The sequence below is a fragment of the Sneathiella sedimenti genome (genome assembly GCF_017313765.1).
GTDB lineage: Bacteria > Pseudomonadota > Alphaproteobacteria > Sneathiellales > Sneathiellaceae > Sneathiella > Sneathiella sedimenti.
On the sequence record NZ_JAFLNC010000003.1, the window covers coordinates 176,377 to 195,448 of the forward strand.

The window sequence follows — 19,072 nt, forward strand, 5'->3', positions numbered from 1 at the left end:
TTATTGCACCCATTTTCGTACATAACCCGAACTATATTCTGCCACCATTACAATCAGGATGATGACTATGAGGATCGCACCGGCAGTATCATACTCATACCGGTCAATGGCGGTGTTGAGGGTCGCCCCTATGCCGCCGGCCCCGACAATTCCAATCACGGCGGACTCCCGGAAATTGATATCAAGACGATAGAGAGACAGGCCAATCAGTCGCGGCATTACCTGCGGCTGGATCGCATAATTGACGACCTGCCACCATCCGCCGCCGGTCGCCCCGATAGCCTCGGTTTGGGATTCGTCAATGTCCTCTATATCCTCCGCCAGCAACTTGGATAAGAACCCGATGGTTGCAAAGCTAAGCGTTAGAAAGCCCGCAAATGGGCCGAAGCCAAACATTGCAACGAACAGTATTGCGATGATAATTTCCTGGAAACTGCGTGAAATTGTGATAATTCCCCGGCAAATAGCGTAAACCGGGGCCGGTGCTATATTGCGGGCTGCCCCGATGCCGATCGGTACTGAGATTAGAATACCCACCACGGTTGAGGTCACCGTCATGGTCAGGCTTTCCTGCATGCCGATCAAGATGTCGCCCCAGCGCGACGTAAAATCGGGGACAAGGAACCCTTGGACAAATCGCCAGCCCCGATCGAGCCCTTCCCAAACGCGCGCCCAATTTACGGGCACAGTAGAAACGGCGAGAGCAAGATAAATCAACGCAGCTGTATAAAGGCCCCAACGAGTCAAAGGGTTCTTGATAAAGGGTTGTTTTCGCCAGATGCGCGGTGCTGCCGACGCGTTTTCCACAGTCATACCAACTCCGCCGGTGCTTCTTTTATCAGGCGCGCTGAACGACCATCCTCGCCATCGTCTTGGTCGCCGCGCATGGTCGTCCAGTCTTCTTCACCATAGATGCGGGTCAGAACACTTTCTGTCAGTTCAGACGGCGGGCCATCAAAGACCAATTCACCATCCTGCAACCCGAGAATGCGATCGACAAAGGCTTGCGCCAGCGGCACATCATGAATGTTAATGATGGTCGGCAAATTACGCTCACGACAGATTTCCGTGATCAGGCGCATTATCTGGCGCGATGTTTTCGGATCGAGGCTCGCCGTAGGTTCATCAATCAGTAACAATTCCGGATCCTGTTCGAGCGCGCGCGCGATGCCAACGCGTTGGCGCTGTCCGCCCGACAGAGCATCTGCGCGCTTGTCCGCATGATCGGACAGTCCAACACGCTCCAGCAGGGCAAAGGCCTTATCAACATCCGCCTGGGGAAATCGGCGGGTAAAGCTTTGCCAGAAAGAGACATAGCCCAGCCGTCCCGAGAGCACATTTTCCATTACGCTCAGGCGTTCAACCAGTGCAAATTCCTGAAAAATCATACCGATGCGACGACGAGCCCGCTTCAAATCTCCTCGGCCGAGTTGTGTGATGTTCAGGTCGTTCAAGAAAACATTACCGTCGGTTGGTTCAACCAGGCGGTTTACGCAACGGATCAGGGTTGATTTTCCTGCGCCAGACGGGCCTATTAACCCGACAACTTCGCCAGCAGGCACAGAAAACGAGACGCCTTTCAACGCCTCGTCCCCGGTCCGATAACGTTTCCGCAGATTTTCAACGCGGAGCATACGCTACCTCACAGTCTTAAGTATTAAAATGCCATTATTGGCAGTCATAGGAAACGTCGTTGGCAGCGTCAATCTTGCGAATTACTTCCCAATGCTTCTTGAATGTAATTGGAATGAATTTCGCCTCGCCGGACTTGGAAAATTCTTCCTGCAGAGCAGATCCTTCCCAGTCGTAACTGAAGAATGCGGACTTGATTTTCTCCTGCAACTCGGGCTTCAGGTTATAAACAACGCCGTAACCGGTAGTTGGAAAGGTTTGGGATTTATAGATAGTGCTGACCTGATCGCTCTTGATTACGTCGCGCAATATCATCCGGTTCAAGACGGAGTTTGCAATTGCAGCAGCAGGATAATCCTTATTGGCAACGCCTAAAATTGAGTTGTCATGCTTGCCTGAAAAAACCGCTTCGAAATCTTGGCCCGCTTTCATGCCAAATTCACTGGCCAGCAGTGCCGAAGGTGCCTTGAAGCCGGAATTAGAGGTTTCCGACGTAAAGGCCAGTTTCTTTCCCTTGATATCTTCGACTTTTTCAATTCCAGATCCGGGGTAAGTAATGATCTCCATTTCGTAGCCAAAGCTATCATCTTCCCGCGCCATCATGGCGAATGATTTGAAGCCCGCGCAGGCAACAGCAATCGGGTTGGAACCGGTGTTGAAACCAGCTATATGCAGTCGGCCTGCCCGCATGGCTTCAAGCTGTGCCGCATTTGACTGAACAGGAAAGAACTGTACTTTCTTGCCCGTGACTTCTTCCATATGTTTCAGAAAGCCGTCCCAAACCTTGGCATAGACGGCAGGATCTTCTACCGGTGTATAAGCAAAAATAAGGGTATCAGGGTCAATCTGCATCGCGGGATCAGTTGGTGTATCCGCAGTTAAATCACCGTCCGTATCGGTAAAACGGGAATCGAGCGTGAATGCGGCCTGTGCGCCGGTAGACGCCGCAATTGTCAGTGCAGCAACAGCAAAAACCTTGCCGAGTAATTTTAGAGCCATCTATTTCCTCCATGTATTTAAGAATGTAATTGCAAATTACTGTTCTTAGGTTCCCCCAATTACATTGCGAGAGGACTGTAGGGTTTGCATTAACGAAAATCCCGTGAAGGTTTTGTTACGTCAATGTTTGGCCTTTAAAATAATCAGGCGCCTTGCCTCCCGAAAAGGCGCTAGAAGCGACTCATTTTCTCCCTGTTCAGAACAACCGCGCTGGTGATTTTCCTGCTTTCTCGCGCGCGTATGGTTTTAAGCCATAAAACATTAGCTTAACATGGTTTAATATTCCGCAGCAACAAACGATGATTAAGTTCAGGCGTGTCCAGTTGAGAGGGATCAGTTGGGAAATTTTGTTATTTCCCGGTTAAAGACATGCACGTCAGAAATTTTCCGGCAGGATTGAGTGTTCGTATGCGGATTTTTTGGAAGTAAAAGGGATTAGGCGGTCGCAACTGTCTTACTTGGTACCTGTTTCATGAGCGTGAACTTCCCCCAATTGCAGGAGTGGCGCCGCGTCAATGTCCGACGCATCCAGCATAGCGGCTACTCGCTGAAGGGAGGCAATCATCATCGATTTTTCCCAAACCTCCAAGGGCTCAAACTCTTCCGCGAAACGCTGATGCAACGCCTCGGGCGCCTGGGCTAGAACCTCCAGCCCGCGTTCCGTGAGGCTTACAAAGACCTTTCGTTTGTCGGTAACCCCTTTTTTCCGGCGAACAAAACCCATGGTTTCAAGCCGGCTGACAATCATGGTCACCGTTGCCTGAGCCATATGCACCTGAGCCGTAATCTCGCCAACTGTGAGTTCGGGTGATTCTTCGAGCGCCTGGAGGACAATCAATTGCGATGTCTTAAGGCCTGTCGCAATACGCAGCGCTTTTCCGTGCAATTCCGTCGCCCGCAATATCTTGCGAATAGAGACAAGTGCTTCGTTGAGTTGATCCATGCCCGATATCCTGTGCAACGTTCTGGCACTAAAAGGGAAAGATACATAGCTCAAAAACGCTGAAACATCTTCCACAAATTATGCTGTAGCGAAATTTCAATCAAATATCAATGTAATTTTGTTTTTACCTGACAATGCAATCGGCGAAATAATTAGATTTTAGGGCGCTGCGGGAAAATAAAATATTAATTTTTAATGGCTTGGTTGACATTTGGGGCGCGACTGTCTATGTCATACGCAAGAAAATTATATCGTTAATTGATATATTAATAAAAGGGAAATTCAGTACAATGAGTGCAATGAAAGATCGTGATCCGGAAATTATACTCAGGCGACCGTCTCCCGAAGATGGAGTTGCGATTAATGAACTGGTGGAGAGGTGCAAGCCTCTCGATGAAAACTCGGTCTATTGTAATCTGCTGCAATGTTCTCACTTTAGTGAAACCAGCGCGCTTACGGAAATCAATGGTGAGGTGGTTGGATTTGTATCCGGCTATATGATTCCGGAAGACGAGGAAAGCCTGTTTATCTGGCAGGTCGCGGTGGCGCCCGAAGCAAGGGGACTTTCCCTTGGTAAGCGCATGATTTTCGATATCCTGCATCGCTCCTCTGCGAAGAAGGTAAAATATATCAAGACGACGATTACGCCGGACAATAAGGCCTCTCACGGAGTCTTTAAATCGATAGCCCGTGAAATGGGCGCAGATGTCGACCAAGACGTCTTGTTCGACGAGGAAGAGCATTTCGATGGTCAGCAGGAAACGGAAATGCTCTGGAATATCGGGCCGTTCAAGCGAGCGGACATAATGTCGGCTCTCTCCAGCGCAGCGTAAGGCTGGAATACAATTTCATCATCTATTGTTGCCAGGTGGAGCTATCCGACAATCGGGTCGCAATGCCCTGGCTCATGAAACGATTACTATTTAACTCAACAACAAAAGTGAGGTTGCTATCTCTATTTTTGAAAGACGTGAGTCACAAGTTCAAAGTTATGCAAAGTCTTTCCCTGTCGTTTTTGACAAGGCGCAAGGCGCTACCCTAACGGATGAGAAAGACAATAAATTCATCGATTTTCTTGCTGGTGCGGGTAGTCTGAATTATGGTCATAACGATCCGGACATGCGGGAAGCATTGATCGAGTATTTGGGTTCCGGTGGGATTACCCACGGCCTTGATATGCACACAAAGGCAAAAGCCGCCTTCTTGAACGCATTTGAACAATACATCCTTGAGCCAAGAAAACTGGATTATGTGCTGCAATTTACCGGCCCTACAGGCGCAAACGCCGTTGAGGCCGCGTTGAAGCTCGCCCGCAAAGTCACCGGCCGCAGCAATGTCATCAGCTTTACTAACGGTTTCCACGGGGTAACACTCGGTGCCCTCGCGACCACTGGAAACGAGCATCACCGCGGCGCCGCAGGCGTAGATATGCCTGGCAGCAGTACAATGCCGTATGACGGCTATCTCGGTAAGGACTTGGACAGCACGGAATATCTCGATCGCGCCTTGGGCGATCCGTCCAGCGGTGTTGATCTTCCGGCGGCTGTCATAGTTGAGTGCGTACAAGGTGAGGGTGGATTAACTGCCGCCCGTATTGACTGGCTGCAAAATCTGGAACAGGTATGCCGTCGCCATGACGTCCTGCTGATCGTAGATGATATTCAGGCAGGCTGCGGCCGAACGGGAACGTTCTTCAGTTTCGAGCCGGCCGGCATCAAGCCGGATATGGTTACGCTCTCCAAGTCGCTTTCCGGCTATGGGCTGCCCTTCGCTGTCACGCTCATCAATCGCGACCTCGATATCTGGGAGCCCGGCGAACATAACGGCACGTTTCGCGGAAATAACCATGCTTTCGTCACGGCGACGGTCGCCCTCGAAAAATTCTGGCAAGATGACAGCTTTGCGAATGGCGTAAAGGACAAGGGCGAAAAACTGCTGAGCGGCTTTAAAGCAATTCAGGAAAACTATGCCGACCAAGTTGTTGAATTGCGCGGCCGAGGCATGATGCGCGGGATTGTCGTCGAATCCGGCGATCTTGCGAGCCGTATCGTCGAGGAATCCTTCAAGCGCGGCCTTGTCATCGAGACTTCGGGCGCGCATGGCGAAGTGGTGAAATGTCTCGCCTCCCTCACCATTACGGATAAGGAGCTGGCCCGTGGTCTTGATATTCTCAATCAGGCGTTTGACGCGGCTATTAACGCAGGAAATTCAAACCTGATCGCTGCCGAGTAAAGGCACCAGACAGCTAGATACTATTTCAGGAGACTATTATGATTGTTCGCACGCTTGAAGAGTGTGAAAACTCTAACCGCACCGTAAAAACCGACACATGGAGAAGCGTTCGCCTTTCCCTGGCCGATGATGGAATGGGATATTCCTTCCATATCACGACCATCTACGCCGGAACGGAAACGCCAATCTGGTACAAAAACCATTTTGAGACCGTTTACTGCATTTCCGGCAATGGCGAAGTGGAAACGGTCAGCGATGGCAAGATCTACAAGATCGAACCTGGTACTGTTTATATTCTGAACAAGAATGATCAGCACCTGTTGCGTGGTGGTACCGAAGATATGCAGCTTGCCTGTGCCTTCAACCCTCCACTTAACGGCCGCGAAGTCCATGATGAAGATGGCGCCTACAAATTGAATGAAGAAGCGCTTCAAAACGCATAAATGCACGGAAACGGGATAATCTATGACCAGTAAGACAATGCCACCCGCACATAACGGGGAAGCAACCAAGGATCGCAGGTCGCATTCCGTCCACAAGATAGGCGGAACCTCAATGTCGAATATCGAGGCAGTGTTCGATAACATTCTCATTGGCGGTAGAAAAAATGAAGAGCTCTATAATCGGATATTCGTCGTCTCCGCTTATGGCGGCATCACTGATCTGTTGCTTGAAAACAAAAAAACGGGTGAGCCGGGCGTGTTCGCGCTTTATGCCGGCTCGGAGAATGATTGGGCATGGGGTGACGCCCTGTCACGAGTTCAAAGTCGTATGCTGGAAATCAATACCGATGCTTTTGACGATGAGGCGGATCGCAAGCTTGCTGACCGGTTCGTGCAGGAACGGGTTGAAGGTGTGCGAAGCTGCCTGATCGACCTGCAGCGAATCTGCGGCTATGGACATTTCAAGCTTAAAGAACATCTGATGACAGTGCGGGAAATGATTAGCGGCATCGGGGAGGCGCACAGCGCTCATAATACGATGCTGTTGCTGCGCCGTCGTGGCGTGAACGCCGAGTTTGTTGATCTTTCAGGCTGGCGTGAAAGCGAGAGCATGAGCCTTGAAGATCGCATCCGCGATGCCTTCGTCGATATAGATGTCCAGACCGTGATGCCCATCGTCACCGGCTATACCCAGGCTGCAGATGGCCTGATGGGAATATACGGTCGCGGTTATTCTGAAGTAACATTTTCCGCGATTGCCTGCGTTACCAGCGCGAACGAAGCCGTTATCCACAAGGAATTTCACCTTTCCAGTGCGGATCCACGGATTGTCGGTGCTGACAAGGTGCAACCTATCGGACGGACAAACTATGACGTTGCAGACCAGCTCTCCAACATGGGGATGGAAGCGATTCATCCTCGCGCGGCAAAAGGCCTTCGGCAGCAGGGTATCCCCCTTCGGATCGTCAATACCTTTGAGCCAAACCACCCGGGCACTGTGATTGACGAAAGCTGGACGCCGGAGGAGGCCCGCATTGAAATTGTAACCGGTCTTGAAAATGCGTTTGAAATTGAGGTGTTTGACCAGGACATGGTCGGTATACCGGGGTCCGGTGAGGTTGCGCTAACAGCCTTCCGTCGGTTCAAGGTTCCGCTTGTCAGCTGGAGCATGAATGCAAATACAATGTCATTCTATGTTTCCGCACCGATGAAACAGGTGCGCCGCGTGATTGAAAACATCCAAAAACATCAGCCCGGCGCGGACATCCAGACCCGAAAGATCGATATCGTATCGGCAATCGGGGCCAACTTGCGTGCAAAGAACATCCTTGGCGAAGCAATTTCCGCAATTGAGAAATCAAATCTCGACTTGCTTGCCACGCATGTGTCTGGCCGCGGCGTCGATATCCAGTTTGCCTTCCCGGATGGCAGCTACACGGAAGCGGTCGAGATTCTCCACCAGGCGCTTATCGAGAATACGGGGTATGAGCTGATTGATGCCAAAAAAACAGCTGCCTGAATTTTCGTGAAAAAAGAGGCCTGTTGTACAAGCAATGACGCCTCGGCAACGCGCTGCGACGAATGCTCCATGCGGGACTTTCCGTCCGTATTTAAAGGTTGATTGGAGGGCACTTGGTTTCAGTTTTCGATGATGATGGTTGACAGATGGGATCAACAATCGCAGCATCACCTGCATCCAAATTATAAGAACAGGAATAAAAATATGTCGGGAACCGACCAGGAGTTGTTTAATCTAGCTATGTCAGAAGAGGCGCGCCCTCTGCTTTATGCCGTGCAGAAGCATATTAAGGAAAACGTGGCGCCAATCACTGACGAATTTTTCGCCCTTAATGAGAAGAAGGAAGACCGCTGGAGCTGGCATCCACGTCAGCTTGAATTGCTCGAGGGAGCAAAAGCAAAGGCGAAGGAATCAGGGTTGTGGAATTTCTTTTTACCTGATGCCGAAACCGGCGAAGGGCTGAGCAATCTCGATTACGCCTATATCGCGGCAGAACTCGGAAAATACACCTTGGCTGCTGAAACCTTGAATTGCAGTGCGCCTGATACCGGCAATATGGAAGTGCTGGAGCGGGTCGGCACGCCGGAGCAAAAGGAAAAATGGTTGAAGCCGTTGCTGAACGGCGAAATTCGATCTGCATATGCCATGACGGAACCGGGTGAAGCCTCGTCAGACGCCAAGAATATCAGTACCACGGCGCGTCTGGAAAATGGCGAATGGGTCATTAACGGAGAAAAATACTATATTTCTGGCGCGGGAGACCCTCGTTGCAAAATCATGATCACGATGGTCAAGACCAGCCCTGACGCCGCGCCGTCGAAGCAGCAGTCTCAGATACTGGTGCCGATCGATACTCCCGGTGTGGAGATTGTCGAAGGTATGCAGGTTTTCGGTGAAGATCATGCACCGCGCGGTCACATGCATATCAAGTTCAACAATGTGCGTGTCCCGGAAGAGAATATGCTGTTGGGAGAGGGCCGTGGTTTTGAAATCTCCCAGGTCAGGTTGGGACCCGGTCGCATTCATCATTGCATGCGATCCATTGGCCAGGCAGAGAAAGCGCTGGAATTGATGGTTAAGAGAGCCGGTAGCCGCAAGGCATTTGGCAAAACAATCTTAAAGCTTGGCAAGAATCTTGAAGTTATTTCCCGTGCCCGCATTGAAATTGATGCCATGCGTCTGATGGTACTTCAGGCGGCAAAAGCCATGGATGTTCTCGGTAATAGAGAGGCACGCGTCTATGTAAGTGCGGTGAAGGCCATGGTGCCCGAAAAAGTCTGCTTGATTATCGATCAGGCGATGCAGATGCATGGCGCAACCGGAGTATCTCAATGGTCACCGCTTTCCAGCATGTATACGCATCAACGTCACCTTCGGTTCGCTGACGGACCGGATGAAGTGCATCATATGGTTGTCGGACGTGCGGAGGCTCAAAAGCACGGAGCTTGGTAACGCATGGAAGACTTGGTTGTCGAGGAGGTCATGGTCCCCACAGGGGATCATGACCTTCGCGTCTTCATGCGCAACAAGCGGCGCGCTGACACCTTACTGGGCAAGCCGGAGCGTACCTTGCTGTTCGTGCATGGCGCAACTTACCCGTCGTCTGAGACCTTCGATTTTGGCGCCGGCGGGTATTCCTGGATGGATACTCTGGCGCAGGCGGGATTTGACTGCTGGCTCATGGATATCCGGGGGTATGGCCGTTCCGACCGTCCCGCAGAAATGGATCAGGCGGCAGCCGCCAATGCCCCGATTGTGCATACGGACGTGGCCGTAGCGGATCTAAGCTTGATGGTCGAGTATATATTAGCTGAGCGAGGTTTGGAAAAACTCCAGCTGCTCGGGTATTCCTGGGGCACGTTAATCACGGGTGCCTTTACGGCGAAAAATAATTCCAAGGTTGAGCGGCTGGCGTTATATGGGACCAGCATGCTGAACTCCGGCGCGTCCTTGATCGGAAGCGACCCGCCAACGACGGCCTACAGACTAGTGGATGCGCAATCAATCAAGGATCGCTGGGAATATGGTCTGGAGCCGACCGAAATATCCGACATCATTGACCCTTATTGGCAACAGCAATGGTTATCCCAAGTTATTGCAAGCGATCCCAAGTCAGGTGACTTCGACCCACCGAAGCTGCGCGCGCCAACAGGTGTGGTGGATGATAAAGTGAGGCGCTGGTCACGCGGCCAATTTCAATATGATCCGGCAGAAATCAAGGTTCCGACACTGGTTATTGTGGGCGAAAAGGATATTGAGACCACGCCAGAAGGCGCATTGGTGGTTTATCATAAATTGGTCAATGCACCTCATCGCCGTTATACTATTATTGGGAAATCAACGCATTCAGCTCTGCTAGAACGGCGGCGAGATCAGCTCTTCCGGGCAACACAGTCATTTCTAGAAGAAGATTTTAGGATTTAGGCAAGAGTTTCATCTCAAATTGCGGGCCTCCTGCCGCCATGGTTACGGGAGCAAACAAAATGAAAGAATTTGACGCGGAAATCCAAACGGCTGATGGAATGATGGACATGTTTGTCTGTCATCCTGAAGAAGGTGGACCATTCCCGGCCATTATCCTCTATATGGACGCCCCCAGTATTCGTGAAGAATTGCGGGACATGGCGCGCCGTATTGGTACGAGTGGTTACTTCGTCATATTGCCTAACTTGTACTACCGCCGAGGTCGTGAGGGAAATTACGGGTTTGACCGTGAACGCATTCGTGAGGATGACAGTGAGCGCACTAAAATGTTCGAACTCATGAATGAAACAACAACGGTTAAGGTCGTCAGGGATACCGGATCGTTGCTTGATTTCATCGTAGGGGAACAAGTAGCCAGCGACGACCAAATAGGATGTGTCGGGTACTGCATGAGCGGCAAGTATGTAGTTCAGCTGGGAACAGAATATCCCGATAATTTTGCGGCGATTGCTTCCTTTTACGGCGTTGACATACAGACCGAAGAGGCAGACTCTCCGCACCTATCTGCACACAAGATAAAAGGGGAACTTTATCTGGCTTTCGCGTCACATGATCCATATGTGCCTGAGTCCTTGTTGGAAAGGATTCCGCAATCAATGAATAAAGCTGGCGTAAACTACCGTATGGAAATTTACCCCAATACTGAACACGGCTTCGCGTTTCCGCTGCGCCCTGTTTACAACAAACCGGCTGCAGAGCGTCATTGGGAACGCATGCTTGCTCTGTTTGAAAGAAATCTCAAAATGCAGCGCACCGGATGTTGAATTCAGAGGGCATCCTTTCACGACGCGTCAGACATACCGAAAAACAAATACGCTCCAAAAAATAGCGATAATTAACGGCCAGTAAAGCTCTGCATTCATGAGGCCGAGCCACCCAAGGAAAATAAAAGCCGACCCTAAGAGGGAAATAAACAATCGATCGCCGCGCGTGGTATTAATTAGAAAAATGCCATCCCTTGGGTTTCCGCCGGGACTGAAATACTCCCAAATTCCGAGTGTCATGATGGAGAGCGCAATAAAGGCGAAAAAGGCGGCTGTTGGCCAGGTCCAGGCCATCCATGAAAGATCCATAGCGAGCTCTCCTAAACACGCCCAAGGGCAAAACCCTTGGCGATATAATTGCGTACGAAATAAATCACGATCGCCCCGGGGATAATTGTCAGCGCACCTGCGGCGGCGAGCAAGCCAAGCTCATACCCTGAAGAGGAAGCTGTCTTGGTCATCGTCGCGGCGATCGGTTTGGCGGCAACAGCTGTCAGGGTTTTGGCCAGCAATAACTCTACCCAGGAAAACATGAAACAGAAAAACGCCGCAACACCCACGCCGGCGGCAATCGTCGGTATAAAAATCTTGATAAAGAATTTTGGAAATGAATAGCCATCAACATATGCTGTTTCATCTAGCTGCTTTGGAACACCTGACATGAATCCTTCCAAAATCCATACAGCAAGAGGAATGTTGAACAAGGTATGGGCGAGCGCGACCGCTAAATGCGTATCGAACAGTCCAAATGCTGAGTATAGCTGGAAAAAGGGTAGGGCAAAGACAGCTGCGGGGGCCATCCGGTTGGTAAGTAGCCAGAAGAACAGGTGCTTATCACCCAGAAAGCGGTAGCGGGAGAACGCATAGGCAGCGGGCAACGCCACGCAAACAGAGATAACGGTATTCAAGGTTACATAAGCCAATGAATTCACGTAGCCCATATACCAGGTCGAGTCCGTGAATATGGTTTTATAATTATCCAGCGTAAATTCTTGAGGGAACAGCGTAAATGAACCCAAGATCTCATTGGTCGTCTTGAATGACATGCTCACAAGCCAGTAGATCGGGAGCATAAGAAACAGAATATAGAGTGTGGGTATCAACCAGCCTAAGCGTTTCATCACTATTCCTCGTTCCGCATCATTAGCGTATAGAAAACCCAGCTTAAGAGTAAAATAACCAGGAAATAAATCAGGGACATAGCCGCCGCCGGGCCGAGATCAAATTGGCCAAGCGCGATTTTGACAAGATCGATAGATAATAGGGTGGTTGAGTTGCCGGGGCCGCCACCTGTTAAGACGAAAGGCTCGGTATAGATATTGAAACTATCCATAAATCTCAGCAGTATGGCAATTGTCAGGACACGTTTCATCTTGGGTAGCTGTATGTAGCGGAAAATTGCCCAAGAACTCGCGCCATCAATTTTAGCGGCTTGATAATAAGCGTCAGGGATTGAGACAAGGCCAGCATAGGCCAGCAGGACTACGAGTGACGTCCAGTGCCAGACGTCCATGGCTAATAAAGTAGCCCAGGCAGCGACGGGTTGTCTGGTGAAATTATAGTCAATACCCATGCCGTTAAGCATGTTTCCCAGTAGACCAATATCCGGCAGGGCAAAAATATTCCACATGGCGCCAACGACGTTCCAGGGAATTAGCAACGGCATCGCCATCAAGACAAGGCATACGGAAACCCATACTCCCTTGCGGGGCATTGCCAAGGCAATAATGACGCCTAGAGGTATTTCGATGGCCAGTATGCTGAAGGTAAAAAAGAGCTGTCGACCAAGAGAAGCGTGAAAGCGCTCCGATCTCAGTATTTCTTCAAACCACAACACTCCGGCCCAAAAGAAATTATTGTCCCCAAATGTTTCTTGAACCGAATAATTGACAACGGTCATCAAGGGAATAATCGCATTGAATGCGACGAGCAAAAGAACGGGCAGCACCAGGAACCAGGCTTTTTGATTTACTGTTTTATTCATGACGGTGCTCCGATCCTGAAAGCCATCCATCCACATAAATTCGGGTACTTGCCGCATCAAACTTTATTTTCGCGTTCTCGGAAGGTATGGGAGAGCCTTCGTCGAGCAAAAGCTTGATTTTATTACCGGCGCAATTTGTCTCGACTATATTGAAGCGGCCGGTATCACTTACTTTTAGGACTTGTGCAGGAAGCCCTTGGTCTGAAAAGGTAACAAATTCCGGGCGTATCCCGATTTCAGCATGAGTCGTACCAGCATCCGCCTTGTTTGACGTTTCTAACCGCTGGCCGGATAAATGAGCCTGGCCATCGTGGACTTCACACGGAATGACATTCATGCCGGGTGAGCCGATAAAATGCCCGACAAAGGTATGTTGTGGACTTTCAAATAACTCGACAGGCGTGCCGATCTGGACAACTTCGCCCATATTCATGACCACGACCTTGTCTGCGAAGGTCAAGGCTTCCGTTTGGTCATGCGTGACATAAATCATTGTTCGCTTTACCCGATCATGCAGTTCTTTCAGCTTCGACCTAAGCTGAAATTTCAGATGGGGATCGATAACAGTAAGGGGCTCATCAAACAGAATGGCATTTACATCAGTTCTTACCATTCCACGCCCGAGCGAGATTTTTTGCTTGCCGTCAGCAGTTAGTTTGGATGCCCGGCGGCCAAGCATTGACGTTAGATCCGTCATTTCCGCTACCTCGCGAACACGGCTGTCAACCGTTGCTTCATCAATTCCCCGATTGCGTAGCGGAAACGCGAGGTTGTCGTAAACGGTCATGGTGTCGTAAACAACTGGGAACTGGAATACCTGGGCAATATGCCGTTTGTCCGGCGGTAACAGGCTAACATCTTCATCATCAAACAAAATTTGTCCGTGACTTGCCGTTAGCAAACCGGAAATAATATTCAGTAGTGTTGTTTTGCCGCAACCGGATGGTCCCAGGAGAGCGTAGGCTCCGCCATCTTCCCACTCCAAGTCGAGTTTTTTCAACGCCCAATCAGCATCATCTTTTGGATCTGCCATATAGCTATGACGTAGGTTTGAGAGCGTAATCTTGGCCATTCAAATAGTTCCTTCTACCATTACGCTGTGATGAGCTTGCGGTTCGCATCAAAATAAAAGCAATTGGCAACATCCGCAAAAAGAGTAGTTTTCTCTTGAGCTGCATAAACATGAACGCCATGAGAAAGAGAAACCCAGGAATTTCCCATGGTTCTAAAATGTATCATGCTTTCAGATCCGCTCAGTTCTGCGACCTGCACGACACCTTCAATTGCGATATTGCTGTCGCTCATCCGATGTGGATAAACATGATGAGGGCGAATGCCGACCGTATATTCACCATCTGGTATTTGTGCGTACTTTTGTCCGACTGGCCAACTCACATCGTCACTGATCTTAAAAACATCGCCTATTTTATGAACAATCGCGGTATTCAGTGGCGGTTCAGAAAATACCTGGGCGGTTTTCAAGCTATTAGGCTGCCGATAAACCTCACCCGTATCGCCAAACTGTGTGACCTTGCCTTCAAACATGGTGGCTGTTTTGCCGCCAAATAGTAACGCTTCAGACGGTTCCGTTGTTGCGTATACGACTACACTATTTCGTTCTGAAAATATACGGGGCAGTTCATCGCGCAGTTCCTCCCGCAATTTAAAATCCAGATTGGCCAGCGGCTCATCAAATAAAATAAGGTGAGAGTCTTTAACAAGTGCGCGTGCCATCGCAACGCGTTGTTGCTGGCCTCCAGAAAGCTCAGATGGGCGGCGGTCCAGCATTTGGGAAATTTGAAGAATTTCGGCAATCTTACCAACGCGATTCTTAATATCGCTGTTTTGCATTTTTGCGACCCGTAATGGAGACGCAATATTCTCAAACACAGTCATATTGGGATAGTTGATGAATTGTTGATATACCATCGAAACATTTCGCGTTTGGACCGGCATACTTGTTACGTTTTCACCATTAAACCAAATTTCCCCGGACGTGGGTTTTTCAAGCCCCGCCATCAATTGCATCAAAGTCGTTTTTCCGGACAAGGTCGTCCCGAGTAGAATATTGAAAACACCTGCTTCCAAACGCAAATCCGTCGGATAAATATATGTTTCACCGTCAACGTTTTTGCTGACCTGTCTGAGTTCAAGGGACATCGGCTACCTGATTACAAAGGGTATAGGTTATTTATCATATAATGCTAATAAAGAATCCGAGGCGAAATTCGCCTCGGACCATATTCTGGCGTGTAATTTCGCCTGGAATTATTGCGACCAACTTTTGACAAGTTCATCATAATTGATGGTTTCGCCCTGAGGTTTCTCATTGGCAAGTTTGGCTTTTGCGCCGCCTTTGCCAATCCAGTCCGCCGGATCCTTGGGCTCATTCAAACGAGGACCGCAGCCGCCATAAGTATTGTTGGCTTCGTCAGCTCGTTGCATGCGACCCATAACCTGATCCATTTCACCAGCGAGGCGGTCCATGGCTTCCTGTGGTGTAAAGGCTCCGGAGTTTACGTCCCCGATATTCTGCCACCACAACTGTGCCAGTTTCGGATAATCTGGCACGTTTACGCCGGTTGGCGTCCACTGTACCCGATCAGGTGAGCGATAAAACTCAACCAATCCGCCGAGATTTGGCGCGCGCTCGGTAAAGCTTTCATGATTGACAGTGGAATCCCGAATGAATGTCAATCCAACCTGGCTTTTCTTTACATCGACAGTTTTTGATGTAACGAACTGTGCATAGAGCCATGCTGCCTGGCGCCGATCAACTGGTGTGGACTTGAATAAAGTCCAGGAGCCAACGTCTTGATAACCAAGTTTCTGCCCTTTTTCCCAATAAGGTCCGTGGGGTGAGGGGGCCATCCGCCACAGCGGTTTGCCGGCATCGTCGACGGTGTTGTTGCCGGCACTTTTTGGCGCAACCATTGAGGCCGTAAACGCCGTATACCAGAAGACCTGCTGAGCGACGTTACCTTGGCTCAAGGCAGGTAGGGACTGATAGAAGTCATAGTCGGCCGCACCGGGCGGTGCATATTTGCGGAGCCATTCGTCCCATTTACGGATCGCATAAACGGCTGCCGGACCATTTGTCCCGCCACCCCGAACAACAGATGCTCCTTGGGGATTACAGGATCCTTCTTCCATGCGAATGCCCCATTCGTCTATTGGGCGGCCATTGGGAAGGCCCTTCGATCCGGCACCTGCCATTGAAAGCCATGCGTCCGTCATGCGCCAGCCAAGATCAGGTGCGCGTTTGCCGTAGTCCATATGTCCGTAAATTCGAACACCGTCGATTTCCTTAACATCATTAGAAAAGAACTCGGCGATGTCTTCATAAGCGGACCAGTTTATAGGTACACCTAATTCATAGCCGTACTTGGCTTTAAATTTTTCTTTAAGGTCCTCACGATCGAACCAGTCCTTACGGAACCAATAAAGGTTTGCGAACTGTTGATCGGGTAGCTGGTAAAGCTTTCCATCCGGTCCGGTGGTAAAGCTACGCCCAATAAAATCGTCAAGGTCCAGACCAGGGTTTGTAACGGATTTCCCTTCCCCAGCCATCCAGTCGGACAAATTGACAGCCAACTGAAGTCTTGAATGTGTTCCGATCAAATCTGAATCGTTGATATAGGCATCATATAGGTTACGGTTTGTTTGCATTTGCGTTTGTACAGCTTGAACAACTTCACCTTCACCGAGTAACTGGTGGTTGACCTTGATGCCCGTAATCTCTTCAAAGGCTTTCGCAAGCGTTTTTGACTCATATTCGTGAGTGGGAATGGTCTCGGATAAGACGTTTATCTCCATTCCGGCATAAGGTTTTGCAGCGTTGATAAACCACTGCATTTCCTTCATTTGATCGTCTTTTGACAGGGATGACGGTTGGAATTCGTCATTTACCCATTTCATTGCCTCCGCCTCTCCTGCTAAAGCAGGACTAACGGTTGTAAGGCTCAGCGCCAATGCGGCTGCTGAAGCCAATAACAACTTATTCATTGATATTTCTCCCATACATTTTCTGCGGACTTTGACCCGCAGTTGCTTTTAATTTTTAAGCATATTCAATAAAATACGAAAATAAGTGAAAGTCAATAAACGATATATAATAAAAAACGAAAATAATTCGCCAATCAAATCATTAAATTATCAATATCAAATATTTAGCATCAGCTCGCGCTTCGAAAGGAGTGCTAACGTGAGAATTTCATGATGCAATTTTACGGTAGGTCTTGGGTACTTATTGGAACCCAAATCGTCCTCTAAGGACCGCTTGAAGATGGCTGCTCTTCATTTGACCGATCATTCTCTTTATTTTGAGCGAGAATTGCGCCCGGGGCGGATTCGAGTTGTCGGTAGACTGGCGGCGGGACAACTTGCCAAGTGAAAGAAGGTTCCGCAAGGGCAAAGCGAACTGGCCAGATATTAGAGGTCTCTTGAAATTTCGCCGAGATTAAGGGTCATTCAAGCCAGAACCCATGGCTTCCGTTAATAGGGGAAATTCGTATTTTGATCCTGTATAAACCGGGAGAGGCCATATATACTGTCGTCGACAAATTCCTCCGGCCCATAGGACCCGTTCTATTTTGGCCCTTCCATAAACCATTTTAATTTCAGTAGGTTGTATAATGAGCGAAGTAGTTGATTTAACGAAGAAAGATAGTTTTAGGCATTGGACCCCCGTAACAGTCCGTTTCTCAGACCAGGACCCTTTGCAGCACGTAAATAACGTCGCGTATGCGGCCTATTTCGAGGCAGCTAGAACCATGTTTTTGGGCGGATTGCTGAACGCTGAAGAGAACGTGGGAATTGATTTTATTCTTGCCCGTGTTGTGATTGATTACCTGAAAGAAACACATTACCCGAATACAGTTCATGTTGGTACAAGGGTCAGCAAACTAGGCACCAAATCGATAACAACCGGATATGGGTGTTTCGTCGGTGATGAATGCGTCGCAACCTCTGAAAGCGTGAATGTGTTCTTTTCAACGATAGAACGTAAATCGGTCGCTATTCCCGATGCTGTCCGGGCGAATTTGGAAGCTGACCCTATGCAAGAACACAACAAAAGTGGGTATAGGCGAAACTATTAACACGACAAATTCAGGTTCCATAACTTGCGCGGCATATCGGCATGTTCCTTGCCAAATTAGCAAGCCAGCAGGTCTGCCGCTTACAATACAATCAATCTATCATGCATGGCTAACTTGGATAGTGCGGTTTCGAAAGGGCCCGAGAATCTTGGTCCAATATGGAAAAATTGGAGCGCCGGGGACGGATTCGCACTTTCGAAGGAATGGTATCTCGTTTACTTGGCGGTGGAAAGTGTGGTTAAAGGTCACCAGGCATTGTCACCTTTTCTTCCTCTAGAGACAGAGAGCACCAACTATTTTCTATGCAGTAGGACTTGCATTTCCAGGGCCAAAGGTTATTACGTCCAATAGCGGACAGGGCCAGTATCAAGATGGAGAAACTGGGATTTAGGATAGTATCCCACACCGCCGCCTTTGAGACTTTTCGCTGCTTTTTGGAGAGTTTTGAGATCGATGCCGCCAATGCGAAGATCAATCGCCATTCCCTTCATATGGTAACTTTTTTTAGCTACTTTACTGCTGTTTTGACGAAGAGAGGCATTTGTTTTCGGCGACCTGTAACCGGAAATAATTTGCGCGGATCTGGTGGCATCAACTTTATGATGAAGCCGGTGGATCAGCACTAGCAGTTTCGGGTCGATTTCGGCAACCTCGTCAGTGCGAAAATCTCGAAGAAGGTAGTTGATCTCCCGCAAGCTCTCGGGAATGAATTTGCCCTCTACCCAAAAAACGGATTGAAGACGCTCACCTGTATGTAGGTTGCGCAACACCAGTTTCTTTTCATGCTTCCTATGATGTGCTGTTGCCCGCGCAATTGACGGAAGAAATATTCCGGTTGATAACGTAGCAATTCCATTACGTAAAAACAGACGTCGTGCCTGTTGTTTTGAATTATTCTCCGCCGCATTCTTCATTGGCAACAATCCAACATGTTCTGATTAAGCTGCTCTAATATGCTAATCTAATTGTGTTA

The 19,072-nt window shown here is 49.2% G+C and carries 19 protein-coding genes; 8 read left to right on the forward strand and 11 right to left on the reverse strand.

The features are described from left to right. From phnE to J0X12_RS10145, 4 genes are all read right to left on the reverse strand, one after another. Positions 1-813, reverse strand: coding sequence for a phosphonate ABC transporter, permease protein PhnE (phnE, locus tag J0X12_RS10130; RefSeq protein ID WP_207045164.1), 813 nt, complete (start codon positions 811-813; stop codon positions 1-3). Continuing rightward, entirely contained in the window at positions 810-1,634 is an 825-nt protein-coding gene (phnC, locus tag J0X12_RS10135) for a phosphonate ABC transporter ATP-binding protein (RefSeq protein ID WP_207045166.1), read from the reverse strand. The genes phnE and phnC overlap by 4 nt, the downstream gene beginning before the upstream one ends. A gap of 34 nt (positions 1,635-1,668) precedes the next feature. Continuing rightward, positions 1,669-2,631, reverse strand: coding sequence for a phosphate/phosphite/phosphonate ABC transporter substrate-binding protein (phnD, locus tag J0X12_RS10140; RefSeq protein ID WP_207045183.1), 963 nt, complete (start codon positions 2,629-2,631; stop codon positions 1,669-1,671). Positions 2,632-3,085: 454 nt separating this feature from the next. Continuing rightward, positions 3,086-3,574 carry a MarR family winged helix-turn-helix transcriptional regulator gene (locus tag J0X12_RS10145; protein WP_207045185.1) on the reverse strand — a complete coding sequence of 163 codons (489 nt, stop codon included), beginning with the start codon at positions 3,572-3,574 and terminating at the stop codon, positions 3,086-3,088. Between the two features lie 290 nt (positions 3,575-3,864). Here J0X12_RS10145 and ectA point away from each other — a divergent pair, with 290 nt between their 5' ends. The 7 genes from ectA (at position 3,865) to J0X12_RS10180 (ending at position 11,016) form a co-directional block, all read left to right on the forward strand. Next, positions 3,865-4,407: a diaminobutyrate acetyltransferase gene (ectA, locus tag J0X12_RS10150; RefSeq protein ID WP_207045187.1), complete on the forward strand. Its 543-nt coding sequence runs from the start codon at positions 3,865-3,867 to the stop codon at positions 4,405-4,407. 118 nt (positions 4,408-4,525) lie between these two features. Then, a complete protein-coding gene (ectB, locus tag J0X12_RS10155; RefSeq protein ID WP_207045881.1) occupies positions 4,526-5,806 on the forward strand; it encodes a diaminobutyrate--2-oxoglutarate transaminase in 1,281 nt (426 codons plus the stop codon). Between the two features lie 38 nt (positions 5,807-5,844). Further along, the gene (locus J0X12_RS10160; protein WP_207045189.1) at positions 5,845-6,249 is read left to right on the forward strand and encodes an ectoine synthase; all 405 of its coding nucleotides are present in this window, start codon (positions 5,845-5,847) and stop codon (positions 6,247-6,249) included. Positions 6,250-6,271: 22 nt separating this feature from the next. After that, a complete protein-coding gene (locus J0X12_RS10165) occupies positions 6,272-7,768 on the forward strand; it encodes an aspartate kinase (RefSeq protein WP_207045191.1) in 1,497 nt (498 codons plus the stop codon). Between the two features lie 204 nt (positions 7,769-7,972). After that, the gene (locus tag J0X12_RS10170) at positions 7,973-9,220 is read left to right on the forward strand and encodes an acyl-CoA dehydrogenase family protein (protein ID WP_207045193.1); all 1,248 of its coding nucleotides are present in this window, start codon (positions 7,973-7,975) and stop codon (positions 9,218-9,220) included. Positions 9,221-9,223: 3 nt separating this feature from the next. Further along, positions 9,224-10,192 (forward strand): alpha/beta hydrolase, encoded by a 969-nt coding sequence (locus tag J0X12_RS10175; RefSeq protein ID WP_207045195.1) that lies wholly within the window; start codon positions 9,224-9,226, stop codon positions 10,190-10,192. Positions 10,193-10,251: 59 nt separating this feature from the next. Then, positions 10,252-11,016 (forward strand): dienelactone hydrolase family protein, encoded by a 765-nt coding sequence (locus tag J0X12_RS10180; protein ID WP_207045198.1) that lies wholly within the window; start codon positions 10,252-10,254, stop codon positions 11,014-11,016. A 27-nt stretch (positions 11,017-11,043) separates the two neighbouring features. On the opposite strand, the gene J0X12_RS10185 is transcribed toward J0X12_RS10180, so the two are convergent. From J0X12_RS10185 to J0X12_RS10210, 6 genes are all read right to left on the reverse strand, one after another. Next, positions 11,044-11,325, reverse strand: a complete 282-nt coding sequence (locus J0X12_RS10185) for a DUF2160 domain-containing protein (RefSeq protein ID WP_207045200.1) — start codon at positions 11,323-11,325, stop codon at positions 11,044-11,046. An 11-nt stretch (positions 11,326-11,336) separates the two neighbouring features. Continuing rightward, the gene (locus J0X12_RS10190; protein ID WP_207045204.1) at positions 11,337-12,137 is read right to left on the reverse strand and encodes a carbohydrate ABC transporter permease; all 801 of its coding nucleotides are present in this window, start codon (positions 12,135-12,137) and stop codon (positions 11,337-11,339) included. Between the two features lie 2 nt (positions 12,138-12,139). Further along, positions 12,140-13,000: a carbohydrate ABC transporter permease gene (locus J0X12_RS10195; RefSeq protein WP_207045207.1), complete on the reverse strand. Its 861-nt coding sequence runs from the start codon at positions 12,998-13,000 to the stop codon at positions 12,140-12,142. Continuing rightward, positions 12,993-14,072, reverse strand: coding sequence for an ABC transporter ATP-binding protein (locus J0X12_RS10200; RefSeq protein ID WP_207045210.1), 1,080 nt, complete (start codon positions 14,070-14,072; stop codon positions 12,993-12,995). The genes J0X12_RS10195 and J0X12_RS10200 overlap by 8 nt, the downstream gene beginning before the upstream one ends. 20 nt (positions 14,073-14,092) lie before the next feature. After that, complete coding sequence (locus tag J0X12_RS10205; RefSeq protein WP_207045212.1) at positions 14,093-15,160, reverse strand: ABC transporter ATP-binding protein; 1,068 nt, start codon at positions 15,158-15,160, stop codon at positions 14,093-14,095. Between the two features lie 108 nt (positions 15,161-15,268). Beyond that, positions 15,269-17,005: an ABC transporter substrate-binding protein gene (locus tag J0X12_RS10210; protein ID WP_207045214.1), complete on the reverse strand. Its 1,737-nt coding sequence runs from the start codon at positions 17,003-17,005 to the stop codon at positions 15,269-15,271. A gap of 629 nt (positions 17,006-17,634) precedes the next feature. Here J0X12_RS10210 and J0X12_RS10215 point away from each other — a divergent pair. Continuing rightward, a complete protein-coding gene (locus tag J0X12_RS10215; protein WP_207045217.1) occupies positions 17,635-18,099 on the forward strand; it encodes an acyl-CoA thioesterase in 465 nt (154 codons plus the stop codon). A gap of 338 nt (positions 18,100-18,437) precedes the next feature. Here J0X12_RS10215 and mepK read toward each other — a convergent pair whose 3' ends face one another. Further along, positions 18,438-19,013, reverse strand: coding sequence for a peptidoglycan L,D-endopeptidase MepK (gene mepK, locus J0X12_RS10220; protein WP_207045219.1), 576 nt, complete (start codon positions 19,011-19,013; stop codon positions 18,438-18,440). Positions 19,014-19,072: the final 59 nt, after the last annotated feature.

Coding starts and splice junctions, on each gene's coding strand:
- phnE (WP_207045164.1), bottom strand. CDS start 813: ATGACTGTGGAAAACGCGTCGGCAGCACCGCGCATCTGGCGAAAACAA.
- phnC (WP_207045166.1), bottom strand. CDS start 1,634: ATGCTCCGCGTTGAAAATCTGCGGAAACGTTATCGGACCGGGGACGAG.
- phnD (WP_207045183.1), bottom strand. CDS start 2,631: ATGGCTCTAAAATTACTCGGCAAGGTTTTTGCTGTTGCTGCACTGACA.
- J0X12_RS10145 (WP_207045185.1), bottom strand. CDS start 3,574: ATGGATCAACTCAACGAAGCACTTGTCTCTATTCGCAAGATATTGCGG.
- ectA (WP_207045187.1), top strand. CDS start 3,865: ATGAGTGCAATGAAAGATCGTGATCCGGAAATTATACTCAGGCGACCG.
- J0X12_RS10160 (WP_207045189.1), top strand. CDS start 5,845: ATGATTGTTCGCACGCTTGAAGAGTGTGAAAACTCTAACCGCACCGTA.
- J0X12_RS10165 (WP_207045191.1), top strand. CDS start 6,272: ATGACCAGTAAGACAATGCCACCCGCACATAACGGGGAAGCAACCAAG.
- J0X12_RS10170 (WP_207045193.1), top strand. CDS start 7,973: ATGTCGGGAACCGACCAGGAGTTGTTTAATCTAGCTATGTCAGAAGAG.
- J0X12_RS10175 (WP_207045195.1), top strand. CDS start 9,224: ATGGAAGACTTGGTTGTCGAGGAGGTCATGGTCCCCACAGGGGATCAT.
- J0X12_RS10180 (WP_207045198.1), top strand. CDS start 10,252: ATGAAAGAATTTGACGCGGAAATCCAAACGGCTGATGGAATGATGGAC.
- J0X12_RS10185 (WP_207045200.1), bottom strand. CDS start 11,325: ATGGATCTTTCATGGATGGCCTGGACCTGGCCAACAGCCGCCTTTTTC.
- J0X12_RS10190 (WP_207045204.1), bottom strand. CDS start 12,137: ATGAAACGCTTAGGCTGGTTGATACCCACACTCTATATTCTGTTTCTT.
- J0X12_RS10195 (WP_207045207.1), bottom strand. CDS start 13,000: ATGAATAAAACAGTAAATCAAAAAGCCTGGTTCCTGGTGCTGCCCGTT.
- J0X12_RS10200 (WP_207045210.1), bottom strand. CDS start 14,072: ATGGCCAAGATTACGCTCTCAAACCTACGTCATAGCTATATGGCAGAT.
- J0X12_RS10205 (WP_207045212.1), bottom strand. CDS start 15,160: ATGTCCCTTGAACTCAGACAGGTCAGCAAAAACGTTGACGGTGAAACA.
- J0X12_RS10210 (WP_207045214.1), bottom strand. CDS start 17,005: ATGAATAAGTTGTTATTGGCTTCAGCAGCCGCATTGGCGCTGAGCCTT.
- J0X12_RS10215 (WP_207045217.1), top strand. CDS start 17,635: ATGAGCGAAGTAGTTGATTTAACGAAGAAAGATAGTTTTAGGCATTGG.
- mepK (WP_207045219.1), bottom strand. CDS start 19,013: ATGAAGAATGCGGCGGAGAATAATTCAAAACAACAGGCACGACGTCTG.